The 14,788-nt window shown below is 36.0% G+C and carries 12 protein-coding genes; 5 read left to right on the top strand and 7 right to left on the bottom strand.

Features of this window, described 5'->3' with window-relative positions:
• The first annotated feature begins 370 nt into the window (after positions 1–370).
• Positions 371–1,339, top strand: coding sequence for a sensor histidine kinase (locus ACL9RH_RS14545; protein ID WP_422694088.1), 969 nt, complete (start codon positions 371–373; stop codon positions 1,337–1,339).
• Positions 1,332–2,030, top strand: a complete 699-nt coding sequence (locus ACL9RH_RS14540; RefSeq protein ID WP_422694087.1) for a LytR/AlgR family response regulator transcription factor — start codon at positions 1,332–1,334, stop codon at positions 2,028–2,030. The genes ACL9RH_RS14545 and ACL9RH_RS14540 overlap by 8 nt, the downstream gene beginning before the upstream one ends.
• Positions 2,031–2,101: 71 nt before the next feature.
• On the opposite strand, the gene ACL9RH_RS14535 is transcribed toward ACL9RH_RS14540, so the two are convergent.
• The 4 genes from ACL9RH_RS14535 to ACL9RH_RS14520 form a co-directional block, all read right to left on the bottom strand.
• Complete coding sequence (locus tag ACL9RH_RS14535) at positions 2,102–2,236, bottom strand: hypothetical protein (RefSeq protein WP_422694086.1); 135 nt, start codon at positions 2,234–2,236, stop codon at positions 2,102–2,104.
• A gap of 171 nt (positions 2,237–2,407) precedes the next feature.
• Positions 2,408–3,049 carry a hypothetical protein gene (locus ACL9RH_RS14530; protein ID WP_422694085.1) on the bottom strand — a complete coding sequence of 214 codons (642 nt, stop codon included), beginning with the start codon at positions 3,047–3,049 and terminating at the stop codon, positions 2,408–2,410.
• A 136-nt stretch (positions 3,050–3,185) separates the two neighbouring features.
• A complete protein-coding gene (locus tag ACL9RH_RS14525; protein WP_422694084.1) occupies positions 3,186–5,573 on the bottom strand; it encodes a M1 family metallopeptidase in 2,388 nt (795 codons plus the stop codon).
• Positions 5,574–5,640: 67 nt separating this feature from the next.
• Complete coding sequence (locus ACL9RH_RS14520; RefSeq protein WP_422694083.1) at positions 5,641–6,219, bottom strand: HupE/UreJ family protein; 579 nt, start codon at positions 6,217–6,219, stop codon at positions 5,641–5,643.
• A 152-nt stretch (positions 6,220–6,371) separates the two neighbouring features.
• On the opposite strand from ACL9RH_RS14520, the gene ACL9RH_RS14515 reads away from it, so the two are divergent.
• Entirely contained in the window at positions 6,372–9,605 is a 3,234-nt protein-coding gene (locus tag ACL9RH_RS14515; protein ID WP_422694082.1) for a S8/S53 family peptidase, read from the top strand.
• A gap of 80 nt (positions 9,606–9,685) precedes the next feature.
• A complete protein-coding gene (locus tag ACL9RH_RS14510) occupies positions 9,686–10,201 on the top strand; it encodes a DUF6702 family protein (protein ID WP_422694081.1) in 516 nt (171 codons plus the stop codon).
• 11 nt (positions 10,202–10,212) lie between these two features.
• On the opposite strand, the gene ACL9RH_RS14505 is transcribed toward ACL9RH_RS14510, so the two are convergent.
• Both ACL9RH_RS14505 and radA read right to left on the bottom strand, forming a co-directional pair.
• Positions 10,213–10,806, bottom strand: coding sequence for an ACP phosphodiesterase (locus ACL9RH_RS14505; RefSeq protein WP_422694080.1), 594 nt, complete (start codon positions 10,804–10,806; stop codon positions 10,213–10,215).
• A gap of 135 nt (positions 10,807–10,941) precedes the next feature.
• Entirely contained in the window at positions 10,942–12,291 is a 1,350-nt protein-coding gene (radA, locus tag ACL9RH_RS14500; protein WP_422694079.1) for a DNA repair protein RadA, read from the bottom strand.
• Between the two features lie 130 nt (positions 12,292–12,421).
• On the opposite strand from radA, the gene ACL9RH_RS14495 reads away from it, so the two are divergent.
• Positions 12,422–12,991, top strand: coding sequence for a YceI family protein (locus tag ACL9RH_RS14495; RefSeq protein ID WP_422694078.1), 570 nt, complete (start codon positions 12,422–12,424; stop codon positions 12,989–12,991).
• 93 nt (positions 12,992–13,084) lie between these two features.
• Here the strand turns inward: ACL9RH_RS14495 and ACL9RH_RS14490 are convergent, their stop codons facing one another.
• Positions 13,085–14,785 (bottom strand): bifunctional alpha/beta hydrolase/class I SAM-dependent methyltransferase, encoded by a 1,701-nt coding sequence (locus tag ACL9RH_RS14490; protein ID WP_422694077.1) that lies wholly within the window; start codon positions 14,783–14,785, stop codon positions 13,085–13,087.
• Positions 14,786–14,788: the final 3 nt, after the last annotated feature.

The raw sequence follows: 14,788 nt of genomic DNA, 5'->3' as shown, positions 1-14,788 counted from the left end.
TTTACTCTGACTGTGAAAAAAACTACTTAGCAAGCAAAATGATAAAATAAGGGTTAATTGTATATTAAGTTTCATGTAATATTTGATTAATATTGCGATTTCTCAAATATATTTATTCAAAAGAGGGGGCTCGGATTTTTTCAATCAATGACAGTTTTTCTCAACGAACTGCATTTTGCGGCAAAAAGATATTATATTTGACGTGTGTCAAAATTAGGTATGGAGTATGTTTTTAATCATTAATTTTATTATTATATTATTGATTATCAGGATTTTATTTAGTGGTAAGATTCTGGAAAGCCTTATGAAGTACCGTTGGAAATTTTTGTTGAGGTTTCAGCATATATTTTTCCTTTTTATCTTCATTTTGATGACTTATTTCACCGAAAACTACTTCCTAGATTCCACTCAGTTGGTAATAAGCATTATTTTGAACACCATTTTCAATGTGGGAATTTACTATCTGGTGTACTATTATTTGGTTCCCCGTTTCTATTTATCCAACAAGTATCCGGAGTTTATTTTGTATGCTTTAATCTGTTTTCTGGTATCCAGTCTTTTCAGAATTTTATGGGAGCCGGCGGTCTTTCAGATCGATTTCAGTGAGAAAGGATATCACGTTGGTTTTCTCTATAATGTGTACATCTCACAGGGAGTTATTATTCTGGTGGCTTCTTTTTTGGGGATTACGAAAGACAAATTTTTAATAGAACAGGATGTGATAAGCCTTGGAGAAGAGAAGGATCAGCTTTACCTTGACTTGCTGAAGTCTAAGCTGAATCCTCATTTTTTGTTGAATACTCTTAATAATATATATGCCAACAGTTTTACCCATTCTGAAAAAACGTCCGACTCTATTCTGCAGTTGAGCAGGCTTTTAAAATATCTTATTTATGACAGTGGAAAAGAAAAAGTAACGGTTTCCCAGGAATTTTCTTCATTGAAAGCGCTTGCAGCTCTGTATCAGCTTAAATATAATAATCAGCTTGATATTGTGATGGATATCGAAGATCAGGAAGAATTTGACATTGCTGAAATTCCATCTGCGATACTTCTTACTTTATTTGAAAATGCTTTAAAACATTCCGCGATAGGGGAAGATGCTCACAGTTTTATACAATTATTCTGTAACATTGAGCGTTCTGAACTGTATTTTGAAATTATAAATTCAGTCGGAAAAGATAAAACTGGTGAGATAGAATCTAATTATCACGGATTGGGTAATGAAGCAATTATTCATATATTGGAAAAATTTTATCCTGATCAATATGAATTTTATTCCGGACCGAAAGAAAATGATCAATATAAAATTGCTTTAACAATTATTATCCATGGCTAATCTGACTATCGTAAATGTAGATGATGAATATCCTGCATTGCAGCTTGTAAAACAATATTGTGATCAGCTTGAAGAAGTTGAACTGCTGGCTTCATTTCAGAAACCGGAAGAAGCGCTTGCGTTTTTGAAAGCAAATAAAGTAGATCTGGTTGTTTTCGACATCAATATGCCCGGAATGAATGGGGTAGAGCTTTTGCAGCAGCTTCCCGATCCGCCACTATGTATTTTCCTTACTTTGGAAACAAAATATGCGGTGAAAGCATTTGAACTGGATGTGGTTCATTATCTTATCAAACCTGTGGATTTTGATACTTTTAAAAAAGCAGTCAATAAAGCAAGAGATTTTGTTCAGTTTAAAAACTCTGCGGCCAGCCAGCATCAGGAAGATTATATTATGTTCAAATCCAATTATGTGATGAATAAAGTTTTTCTTAAAGATATCCTTTGGATACAGGGATTCGGGGAATATATTGTGCTGATGACCCCTCTGAAAAAATATATGATCTTGGAAAGAATGTCCAATTTTGAAGAGAAATTTCAGCATTTCGGGTTTATCAGAATTCACAAGTCTTATATTGTATTATCAGAACATATCAATTCTTATAATTCCAGTCATGTTTTCTTGAAGAACGGAGAAGAACTTCCTTTGGGGCGAACGTATAAAAAGAATGTAAAAGCCCATTTAAATTAAAAAGCTGCCTCAAAAGTCAAATAATATGACCTGTAAGACAGCCTTTTTAGATTTTTATTCAATGAGTTCTATTATGGACAAGATTCTCCCGGTCCAATCCAAAGACTGCACTGGCCTTTGTAATTGTATTCGCAGCAGAAACGTCCTGGAGCTCCGCCTTGAATTGATTTCTGAGCATCTCTGCTTAGCAATTTAGCATTTTTCATAGGTAATCATTTTTGTTTGTACAATTCCTGAATATTTAAAGTCAATCAGGTTTTTTGACATTTGGTGTTGATTTGTATTTCAAATATAATAATTTTTCCTTTATGTGTGATATATTTTAAATTATTTATATTCGATATAAAACTATGATTATCAATTGCTAATATTTTTTCTTATTTGATCATATCTAACGACATTTTTCTTCCGTTCAAGTCCATGTCCTGCTTAACAATCTTTCGTGTTGCAGTATCAATATAGTAGGTTGTGGTGGTAGTTTTATTACTGATGTCATCAGTCGTTTTTACTATCCAGACCGCTTTCCCTTTATATTCTGACTTTTGAGTATCCAGAATATAAGCTTTCATCATTCCCTTTTTCTCAGATTTAGGATTATAGTCAAAGATGGAAATCTCACCCGTATAGTTTTCTTTTAAAGGAAGAAATCGTATCAGCATTGCATAGCTGCTGCTGTCGAAATATTGATTGGCAGGAAGATCAATAATATCTTTTTTCTGAGACTTCTTGTCAAGATAATATCCAGTGACTTTGTTTTTACCAGATGTGAGTGCCATATCTCTCATTGTATTGTAAGAAGAGTGATAGATGGGATCAAAATTTTTGATTTTTACAAGTGTAGAATCCGTCCATTTGGAATCCGGAGCCTGTTTCATTTTTACGGTGGTCTTAATGAGAAGATCCGTTTTGTTCAGTTTTTTGAATTCTGTAATGATGCTTCCGATTTCTATTTTTGTTCCGACATTTTCAGCATACCATACAGCCTCAGAAGTCTCATCTTGGATTAATTTGGAATCCATCCCTGAATTTTTAGGAGTCAGCAGATTCTGTGAAAAAAAATGGGCACTACTTAGTAGTAAAAGCAGAAAAAATGTTCTCATGATCTTTTTACTAATAAGTAGTGCCTTGTTGGTTAAAGTTACAACCTTTTGATTATTAACTTTTTCCTGCTGCCTGCATCGGATTTACTTTTCCATTAGAACCTCCTCGTACAGAACCAGCTTCCTGTTTTTGCTTAAAGAGTTGGAATTTCGAAGTCTCGCCAGTTGCTCCTGTGCTGCTCCAGAAATTATTGGTAGTATCAATATCAGCCGTTTCTCTCATTGGATCCAGCTGAATAGATTTGAGTTTCTTTTCAAAATAATAGGTCTTGGAAACTTTTTGCTCATTCAGTCTCCAGATCTGTGCAGATGATTTATCATATAATTTTGAACCATCTTCAAAGGTGAACTCAAGAATGATTGGCATTACCAAACCGCCTTTATTGGCAAAATCGATCTGATAGGCTGTAATATTTTTAAACTTTTCTTTGTCCTTAGCATCTAAAGGAATGCCTGCTTCGGTTTTGGTTACAAACTCTTTTGAATTGTCAACCTTTTCCTGTCCTCTGTCATATTTATAATAGAAATCCTGCAATTCCTTATCTCCATCTACATAGAATTTAATATTCTTATCCTCTCTGTTTCTGATTTTTGAAAGATCTTCAAAGCTGTTCACCAAAGGCTTTTCTACCTGATATTTTACTTCAGCAGCAGCTTTAGGGTTTGTATTCAAGTCAGGGACAGCTACTGTTACTTTATCAATGGCGATATCCACGGGATCTGTTCCGTAGAACCATCCTCTCCAGAACCAGTCTAGATCTTCACCACTTGCATCTTCCATTGTACGGAATAAATCTGCAGGTTCAGGATGTTTGAAAGCCCATCTTTTAGCATATGTTTTAAATGCTTTATCGAAAAGTTCTCTTCCCATGATCGTTTCACGAAGAATATTCAATCCTGTAGCAGGTTTTGAATAAGCGTTCGGCCCATACTGAACAATATTTTCAGAATTACTCATAATAGGTTCCAACTGATCTTTCGGAAGCTTCATATAATCCACAATCGTCCATGCCGGACCTCTTTTGGAAGGGAATTTATTATCCCATTTTTCTTCTGTAAGATATTCTGTAAAGGTATTAAGCCCTTCATCCATCCATGCCCATTGTCTTTCATCAGAATTAATGATCATTGGAAAGAAGTTGTGCCCAACCTCGTGAATAATTACGCCGATCATTCCATTTTTGGTTCCTTCAGAATAGGTTCCGTCTTTTTCAGTTCTTCCGAAGTTGAAACAGATCATTGGATATTCCATTCCGTTGGCTGCTTCTACAGACTGAGCTACAGGATACGGATACGGAATTGTGAATTCTGAATAGGTTTTGATGGTGTGGGCCACAGCTTTTGTGGAAAACTTTCTGTAAAGACCATAAGATTCTTTGGGATAGAAACTCATTGCCATTACTTTATTATTGTTTTCAGGGATCGTTACACGCATTCCGTCCCAGACAAATTTTCTGGAAGAAGTCCATGCAAAATCACGTACGTCTTTCGCTTCAAAAACCCAAGTTTTTCTTTGTTTTGAATGATTTTTCTCAGCTTTTTTAGCTTCGTCCAATGTTACAATTTCAATAGGTTCAGAAGCACTTTCGGCTTTTTTATACCTTGAAAGCTGATCAGAAGTTAATACCTGATCATAGTTTTTACATTCTCCGGTTCCTCCTACAATATGATCGGCAGGAACATTCATTGAAACTTTAAAATCTCCAAAGACTAAAGCAAATTCACCTCTTCCGGTGAACTGATGATTCTGCCATCCCTGAAAGTCGCTATAAACGCACATTCTTGGATACCATTGAGTCATCGTGTAGAGATCATTGCCATCCTCAGGGAAGTTTTCATAACCTCCGCGGCCGCCCATTTTTATCCTGTTGGAAATATTATAATTCCAGTCTACTTTGAAAACAAACTTTTCTCCCTTCTTCAAAACTTTCGGAAGATCAATACGCATCATTGTTTTATTAACAGTATACTTCAGAGTATTACCTGAAGCATCCGTTACTTTTTCAAGACTTACTCCATAACCATTGTCTTTAGCTGGAAGCTCTGTAACTTTTAGCTGTTGATCCGTTGTTGAAGGTTGAAGGACAGATGACTTGTCATACCCTGCATTTCGAATACTTGAATGTTCGTTTTCATCAAGCTGAAGCCAGATATAATCCAGCTCATCAGGAGAATTATTGTAATAAGTAACCGTTTCTGAACCTTTCAGATTTCTTTTGTCTTCATCCAGGTAAGCGGTAATGTTGTAATCGGCCCTGTTTTGCCAGTAGCCGTGTCCGGGTGCTCCCGAAGCTGTTCTATAAATGTTGGGTGTTGGTAGAATAGTTCCCAGTTGCTCAAACTTATTTCCGTGGTTGCTGCCGGGGTTATTCTGAATATTTTGTGCGGTGAAACCTGTATATGCAAATACAGAAAGTGAAAGTATAACAACTTTTAGTTTCATAACCGAAATGATTTATTAATGATCAAAGATAATAATAAGCTGTTGAAATAATGAAAATATTTCACCCTTAAAAAGGAATTCTTTCCAAAGTCATTTTCAGGGATAAAGCAAAGACACCTGAAGAGACAAATAGAATCCAGTCTTTTTTGTTCACCTTAAAAAGATTAAGAAGAATAAATAAAACGACTAAAATGGCAAAAACAATGGCTATCTGTCCCAATTCCAATCCAATATTGAAGCCCAAAAGTGGAAATGCAATACTCTGGCTTTTGGCAATCATTACTCTGGCTGTATTGGCGAATCCCATCCCGTGTACAAGACCAAAAATTAGGGCAAGATAATAATTGGCCCGCATGAGAGTCTGTTTTTGGTTTTTCATGATGATATTATCCAAAGAAGTGAGTACAATAGTCAGTGGAATCAGAAATTCCACCCAGTCTGATGGCACTCTGAATACATCCAGAATACTTAAGGCCAATGTAATAGAATGTCCAATTGTAAAGGCAGTAACGAGGATCAGAATTTTTTTCCAGTCATTATAAGAATAGACCGCAATCAGAGCAAGTACAAATAACTGATGGTCTAAAGCATCCAGTGATATAATATGTTCCCATCCAAGGTTTAGATAAAGTAGAAAATCCTGCATTTTTATATTAGGTTATAAGATTTTTATTTTTTAGTTAAAATAAGTGAATTATTGTAGTTTTTACACTTATGATTTGTAATGTTTATCGATGTTTTTGATAATTGTAATATTGGATAAAAATTGTATAATTGTAATCGCTAAAAAAGATGAAAATGGATATTAAAAAATTATTTTTTACAAAAGTAAACATTTCACATGGAGGAACGAAGTTTCTCAGAAATGCAACAGCTGCGTTTTTAGGTTTATACTCGTATACTTTGAACGCTCAGGTTCAGAAACTGGACTCCCGTTTCGATGTCTTACTGAGAAATAAAGAAAATCTTGCTAAAGGGAGTGCTGTAAAAGAACTTGAAAGTGCTGATATGAAATTAGATCAGCATTTAGTTGTGACTTCTAAAGGAGCACAGACAATGTACTCATGTATCATTTATACTAAAGAGCCTGAAAAATTGAAAGCTGACGGATTTTTAGTTCAAACTCAGCTACCAACTCTCTCTACTGCTTTGGTTACAGTTGATGATATCGAAAAGCTTACGAAACTTCCTTATGTGACTTCTGTAATGGCACCTACATTTGATGAACTTCATAATGATGTGAGTAGAGCACAATCAGGAGCAAGTCTTCTGCAGGCTGGAGTTTTCAATAATACAGCGTACAACGGAACGGGAGTGCTGGTAGGAGTATATGATACAGGGATAGACTGGAAACATCCCGACTTCAGAAAGGCTGATGATCAGACAAAAAGCCGAATTGTTTCCATTTGGGACCAAACCTTAACAGCGCAGGGTGGTGAAACAACTCCTACAGGATTTTCAACAGGAGTAGAATATACAAGAGCTCAGATTGAAGATGAATTAGACGGAACTCCAGCAGGTTTTGTTCGTGAAAGTGATACCAACGGCCATGGAACTCACGTTTCTGGTACGGCAGCTGGAAATGGAGCCGCTTTTGCAGATAAAAGACATAAAGGTTTCTCATCTGATGCTGATATTGTTTTTGTAAAAGGTGGAAATGGATCTTTTCCTACTACCAATACTATTAATGCATTAACCTACTTCAAAAATGTTGCAACTGCCCTGAATAAGCCTATCGTTGTCAATATGAGTATTGGAGGACAGGGAAGTGCTCATGACGGAACGGCTAGTCATGAAGTGGCTGTAGACAGTTTTACATCTTCAGGACCGGGAAGAGTAGTCGTTATTTCTGCCGGAAATGATTATGCAACTAATGGGATTCACAGAAAAGTTGACATTGAGCCTAGTGGCTCACAAACATATAACTTTACGGTGGCAAGTAATACTTCTACTGCTAGTGTATTCTCTTTTATAATGTATGCCAATGACAATACACCAGTTACCGCAAAGCTTACTACTCCTGACGGACAACAGTATATACAAAATATAAGTACGAATACATCTCATAGTATTTTAGGAGGTGGCCTTACTGCTGCTATGTATAACTATTGGGGAAATGATAATAATAAACGTTATGTTCAGTTGGTAGTTAGTAGAAATTCCGGATTTACAGTGAACTGTCAGGGAAATTATACCTTAGAAATTACGAATAATGGCACCCAACAGATAACAGCGCATGGATGGCTTTACAGCCAAGGGGTGGCTACCACTCTGCAAAATGGTGACAACGAATATATTGTGGGTACTCCAGGTAATGCAACAAGTGCCATTACAGTTGCTTCCTACATGGGAAGAGCAAGCTGGTACACGGGTGCTGGTGGGTATTATACACTTACTCCTCAGGAATCTATATCTTCTTTCAGTTCACAAGGGCCAAGAGCAGATGGTTTCCAAAAACCGGATATTACCGCTTCTGGGCAAAATGTTATTTCTTCAAGATCCAGCGATTCTGCTCCGGGAGCAACGGATATTATTGGAGGAACCAACTATTATGTGAAAAATCAGGGAACAAGTATGTCCTCACCGGGCGTTGCGGGAGCGGTTGGCTTATTGCTTCAAGCGAATCCTTCTTTAACGGTAGCACAGGTTAAATCACGTCTTACTTCTAACGCAAGAATGGATGGGGCTACAGGAACAGTACCTAATACAAGATGGGGTTCTGGAAAATTAGATATTTATAAAGCTGTTACTGATGAATTGGGATGTGTAAAATCTAATTTTGAAATCGTAACTTATGATGAACCTTTTATCATTGCTAATACTGAAAGTAATACTTATTTTGATAATACAGCCTTAGCAGTTCGTTATACTCCTACTTTAACAGGAAAATTGGGCGGTTTTTCATTTTCAACGGGAACAACTGCAATTCCTAGTGATATGGCGGTAGATATTCAGATCAGAAAAGTAAATGCTAATGGAGATCCTGGAGATATTATTGCCACAAAAACTGTTTCTTCATGGGTGAATGATGTTCAGAGATTTACCTGGAACTATGTAGATTTATCAAGTTTAAATGTTCAGACAACTACAGGAAAAGATTTTTATATTGTTATCAACGGTCTTAGTGGAAGAGTATCTATAAAGAACGAAGCTATTGCTGTAAACGGGAAGAGTAAAACTTCAACAGACGGTACAAATTGGCTTTCAAGAACATTTGATCTTAAAATGAGAGCTACTGTTTATGAGAATATTGCCGAGGTGAAGAATATCGCTAATTCTAATCAGACGAAAGTCAATTCGGTTGCTGCAGGATATAATTACTTTACCAATTCGTGTCAGCTTATTGCCAGAGTGGAAAAAGAAGCAGCAAGTACAGTAACGGGTAATGTAACTTCAAAAGTATGGGTAGACAATGTACAACCTAATTATGTATCCAGAAGATATGAAGTAAATCCTGCTACAAATGCAAACACAGCAACAGGCCGTGTAACTTTATATTTTAGTCAGTCTGACTTTGATGGTTACAACTTGACAAATGGTATTAAACTTCCAACTTCTCCTACAGATGTTGCCAACAAAGCTAATCTTATCATTGAGAAATATAATGGAACAAGTGCGGGCAATTCCGGAACGGTAGCTTCTTTTGGAGGCACTCCAACTTACATTACACCGGATATTAATGATATTGTATGGAATGATACTTACAAATATTGGGAAGTAAGCTTCCAGGCTGTAGGTTTTGGTGGATATTTTGTGAAAACAAGCTCAACACTTGGAACTAAAGATGTTAAACTGAACTCTGAAGTGAACATCACTCCAAATCCAGCTAAAGATTTTGTAAATGTTATTCTGGGTAATCATTCTAAAGCTTCCGTGACCATTTATGACGCTTCAGGAAAGCTTATTAAAACAGTTGATGTAAATACCAATTCGAATAGAATTGAGGTTTCAGAACTTGTAAAAGGAACTTATCTGTTTACAATTACATTGAACGATAACACGAAAATTACTAAGAAAGTGGTTAAGCAATAAATTTTCAAGTATTAATTTATAATAGAAAGCAGCAGGTATATAACTGCTGCTTTTTTTATATTTGTTCTAAAATAGAATGAATGTTGCGTAAACTTTTTTTTGGATTTCTTTTCTTACTGACTTTTGTATTCCAGAGTTTTTCGAGTGTAGAAAACTTTCATCCTTATCATGTAGGCTCTGTAGAGATCAACTATAACTCAAAATCAAAAACCTTTGAAGTGACAGGAAGATTCTTTCTGGATGATCTTGAGGATGGTTTGAGCAAAAAATATGGAGGCTCTTTTCATTTTAACGATGAAAAATACAAAGCACGACTTAACGATGCCTTACAGAAATATTGTTCAGAATACCTGAAGCTGAAAGTGGATAACAAATTTTTAAAGGTAAATTACGTTGGATATGAAGAAGATCAGGAATCTGTCAATGTTTTTCTGGAATCTGAATCGGTAGCCAATCCAAAAAAGGTAGAAGCCGCTGTCAGCTTTTTATATAATCTTTTTGATGATCAGATCAATATTGTACATATTATTGTAAACGGGCAGAGAAACAGTGAGAAATTAACTTATCCCAACCGCTATCTCTACAAACAATTTTAAAGGAAAACGAATTAATCTTTTAGTTGAATTGAGGTATTTATACTCTTCACATGAGTCATCAGATCAGGAAAAAAATCATTATAACATTGTTGAAGAAAATTTTTGTTTTCTAAAAAAGCTTCAAAAACAGGAATATCTTTATCCAAATACTTCGCCTTATTCAACACATTTTGAATACTGAACTTAATTCCCCAATCTTCACGGTAATTATAAAGCCAGTCATCCTGTTCCATTTTAATAAGCATTGTTTTAAAATTTTCAGGAAGCCATTCTTTATTGGCGTTCAGAACACTGTAAACATGAAGAGAATGTTCCTTCCATTGGGCAGGAGTATTCAGAGAAAGATCATGGGCTACGAAATAATCCATAGCAACATCTACAAACGCCCCGGAATACAGTCTTACCAATGGAGCAAATGCTTTTTTGGCTTCATGAATAGCAGGGTGTGAGTCTGTAAAAGTATCTATAGCTCTATGCATTGTAATACCTTCCTGAATATCTTTCGGAAAAGAAAAACGCTCTTTGTTGCGGATAAAGTCTTCGAGAAACTGTCCTACAATTTGCCCGTCGGTGAACGATAAAAAGGAATGAGCCAGATAATTCATAATTTAAAGGTATGAATTAAATATCAATGTTGGATACGATAATGAAAGGTAGATCGTGAATTTGCTTTGCTTATGAATTTTTTATACACATTTAAATTGACCATTAACCTGCACACCAAAACTGAGCATTCACCATTAAAAAAGTCTCTCGTGGAAATCTTCGATCTTGCTCACTTCCTCAATTTTAATTCCAAATTTTCTTTTCGGGATTTTATTCAGATTGGAAACAAATATTTTTTCATATCCAAGCTTTTCTGCTTCGGTGATTCTCTGTTCAACTTGGGCAACAGGACGAATTTCTCCGCTTAATCCTATCTCTCCGGCAAAACAATAATGTTCCGAAATGGCAATATCTTCATTGGAGGAAAGTACAGAAGCAATTACAGCCAAATCCAGCGCTGGATCGTCTGTTTTTATCCCTCCCGTAATATTAAGGAAGACATCTTTTGCTCCTAACTGAAAGCCTGCTCTTTTTTCCAATACAGCCAATAGCATATTCAATCTTTTAGAATCAAAACCTGTACAGCTCCTTTGGGGAGTACCATATACGGCAGTACTTACCAGAGCCTGTATTTCCAGAAGCATAGGGCGGTTTCCTTCCAGTGTAACTGCCACAGAGTTTCCGGAAAGCTCTTCAAACTTTTTGGTGATCAGAATTTCAGAAGGATTTTTAATTTCCTTTAACCCTTGGGAAACCATTTCGTAAATTCCAATTTCGGAAGTTGAACCGAAACGGTTTTTATTCGCTCTCAGCAATCTGAAAAGGTGATTTCTGTCTCCATCAAAATTCAAAACAACGTCTACCATATGTTCCAAGACTTTAGGACCCGCAATTTGCCCATCTTTGGTAATATGCCCAACCAGAAATACCGGAGTACTGTTTTCTTTGGCATATTTTATAATTTCATTGGAGCATTCTCTGATCTGAGAAACAGTACCTGGTGAACTTTCAATAAGTTGAGACTGGAGAGTCTGGATGGAATCAATAATGACGAAATCCGGTTCCAACTTTTTAGCCTCATGAAGAATTTTCTCCAATGAAGTTTCTGTATAAAGGAAGCAATTCGGATTTTGAATATCAGTCAAACGGTCTGCTCTCATTTTAATCTGAGAGGCACTTTCTTCCCCGGAAACATAGAAGATTTTTTTCTTCATTTTCAATGCCAGCTGTAAGAGAAGGGTAGATTTTCCAATACCGGGTTCTCCACCGATAAGAGTGACTGATCCTAAGACAATTCCTCCTCCCAATACGCGGTTCAGCTCTTCAGAAGGGGTTTTTATTCTGGGCTCTTCACTCGTTTCTACTTCAACAATATTGATGACGTGTTGCTTGGATTTTGAAAAAGGAGGGGTTTTATGGGAAGGTTTTTCAACGACTTCTTCCACCAAAGTGTTCCATTCTCCACAATTTTTACATTGCCCTAGCCATTGAGGGTATTGAGTTCCGCAGTTTTGACAGAAATATGCTGTTTTCAGTTTTGCCATACTGCGAAGTTATAAAAAAAGCAATTCTTATAAATGATACAATATTAAAAACTAACTGATGTTTATACTAGCAATATCTTTCATATATTAGCTTTATTCAAATAAAATAGTAACGTAAAATAGAAATCCAATGAAAAAAGTATTTTTATCTTTTGTATTTGCCCTTTTTAGTGTGGTAGCATTCGCTCAGGGAACCTGGGAAGTAGATCCGATGCATTCTTCTATTAATTTCAATATTAAACATATGGGAATCAATTTTGTGCAGGGGAGATTCGATAAGTTTTCGGGAAGAGTTACTAATAGCGCAGCCAATCTGGATAATGCCGATTTTAATTTTGAGCTAAGCGTCCGTTCTATCAACACAGGAGTTGAAATGAGAGATAGACATCTTGTGAGCCCTGATTTTTTCGATGCAGAAAAGTTTCCGGCGATAGAATTTAAAAGTACTTCTATTACCAAAGATAAGAGTAATAATTATGTTTTAAAAGGAAAACTGACGATTAAAAATGTTGAAAAAGAAATCAGCGTACCTGTAACATTCGGAGGAATTACCAAAAATAAAGACGGAAAAGAAATAATGGGTATTCAGACCAAATTTTCCATCAACCGTCTAGACTACGGAATTAAATACGACCCAACGGGTGCCGGTGTAGCAAAAGATGTTGAAATCACAGGTTATTTCGAATTAGTTAAACAATAATTTGATATCATATATAAAAAGGCTTCCAAGTTTCTTGGAAGCCTTTTTATTTAAATGTATATAAGTTTGTTAAAAAAAACTGTTATCAAAAAATTACTTCTCCGAATTCACTTTTCCGGAAGAAACGGTAAAAATTCCAAAATCATCAATCAGCATATTCTCTTTCTGTATGGAGTTGTAGGTCATTATACTGTCCAGTTCTTTTTGGGAGCGTCTTCTCATGATCCAATCTTTATTTTGGTGGTTATTCAAGACATAGGCAATCATTTTCAGCTGTGGATGCCATGGCTGCCCTGTATAAACAATGAAAGAATTTTTTTCTGAAACCGATATAATTCCCTGAATAGCTTTGCTGGCCATTTCATTATCTCCAAACAATTCCAGAATTCCGGATACGATGGTGATATTAGGTTCAAAGTTCAGTTTTTGATAGGTGGCAGGATCAAAACAATCGTAGTTGGTAAAGCGGATATCCTGGTACTTTTTTTCTTTGATTACTTTTTCTCCAATCTCTATATTGGATGTTACGAATTCATTGATGACAATTTCAACGTAAGGATGTTTTTCTTTAATGTCAAATAAATAATTTCCTGTACCACCTGCAATATCAAGGATTTTTACTTTTCTGCCTTGTTGTTTCAGCGTCTGAATATGTTGTTCCAATAGCTGAAGCAGATGCTGTTTTCTGATACGGATTCCTTTCCAGCCAATAGCATTCAGATAATTCTTATCCATCATTTTCCCGAAACCAAGTTTGCCTTTAGGTTTGTTTTGATAGACATAATCCAGCGAAGCCCCGGAATCAAAGCCATATCGTAAGCCTATTGCCATTCCGTCGCTTATTTTTCCGATTTTTCCCAAAGAGAATTTCTGCATTTTAAAATTCAGATTATTTCCTACATTATTCTGAAGATCTTCATATTCTTTTACAGAGAAACGATCGGGAGAAAGGCTAGCTTGTTTTGGAGTTCTATTGAAACATTGGTCAGCAAAAGCTACAATTTTATCATACACTTTTTCTCTTCCGGAATCAAATAGAATTCCATGAAAGAAATTGGGGAGTATTTCGTATTTCTTTAGATCTGTATCCAGCTTTTCATAAAAAAGTTTCTGTTCTTTATTGAAAACCACATGATCTTTTTCAGCGGCTAAAATTAAAGTAGGAGTATCTATAGCTTCTGCATCTTCTACAAGACGTTTTCCGGCTTTGGCCAGATCAATAAGCAACTCGGCATCTATAGATCTTGAGATAAGAGGATCGGTGTCATAGGCTTTTTGCTGCTCAGGATCATGTGTCAGCATTTTGGATTTTACATAGCTTTTGATGATCAGTCCTTTTTTAAGCTTGGTTCCCAAAGTGATCATTTCATTAGCCAGTGGAACGATGAGGTTGATTTTAAAAGCAGGCGCAAGCAATGCCATTCCGGCAATACGAGGTGCAAAATCATGCGCCCAGGCAGAGGCAACCACACCGCCAATACTGTTGGCAACCACAAAAATATCTGAAATCTTTACATTATACTGGGTGATAATAAACTTGGAAAATGCATCCAGATCTCTTACATAATCCATAAAAACGGATGAGGTTTTAGTCTTTGTATGACCATGTCCCCGAAGATCAAACGCAAAAATATTATACTTTGAAAACTGAGGTGATTGCGCAATGTCATGCAATCTTTCAGAATGCTCATGCCCCCGGTGAATCATGATGATGGTTTTCTGATGAGGCTGATAATTCCATTCACGATAGAAAATCTCACTATTGTCAAAACTCTTAAAATGTCCGTTTTTCATACC

The sequence above is a fragment of the Chryseobacterium sp. Mn2064 genome (genome assembly GCF_049319685.1).
Taxonomy (GTDB): domain Bacteria; phylum Bacteroidota; class Bacteroidia; order Flavobacteriales; family Weeksellaceae; genus Chryseobacterium.
Note: the sequence above shows the minus strand (reverse complement) of the source record. Positions and strands in the feature narration are given on the sequence as shown.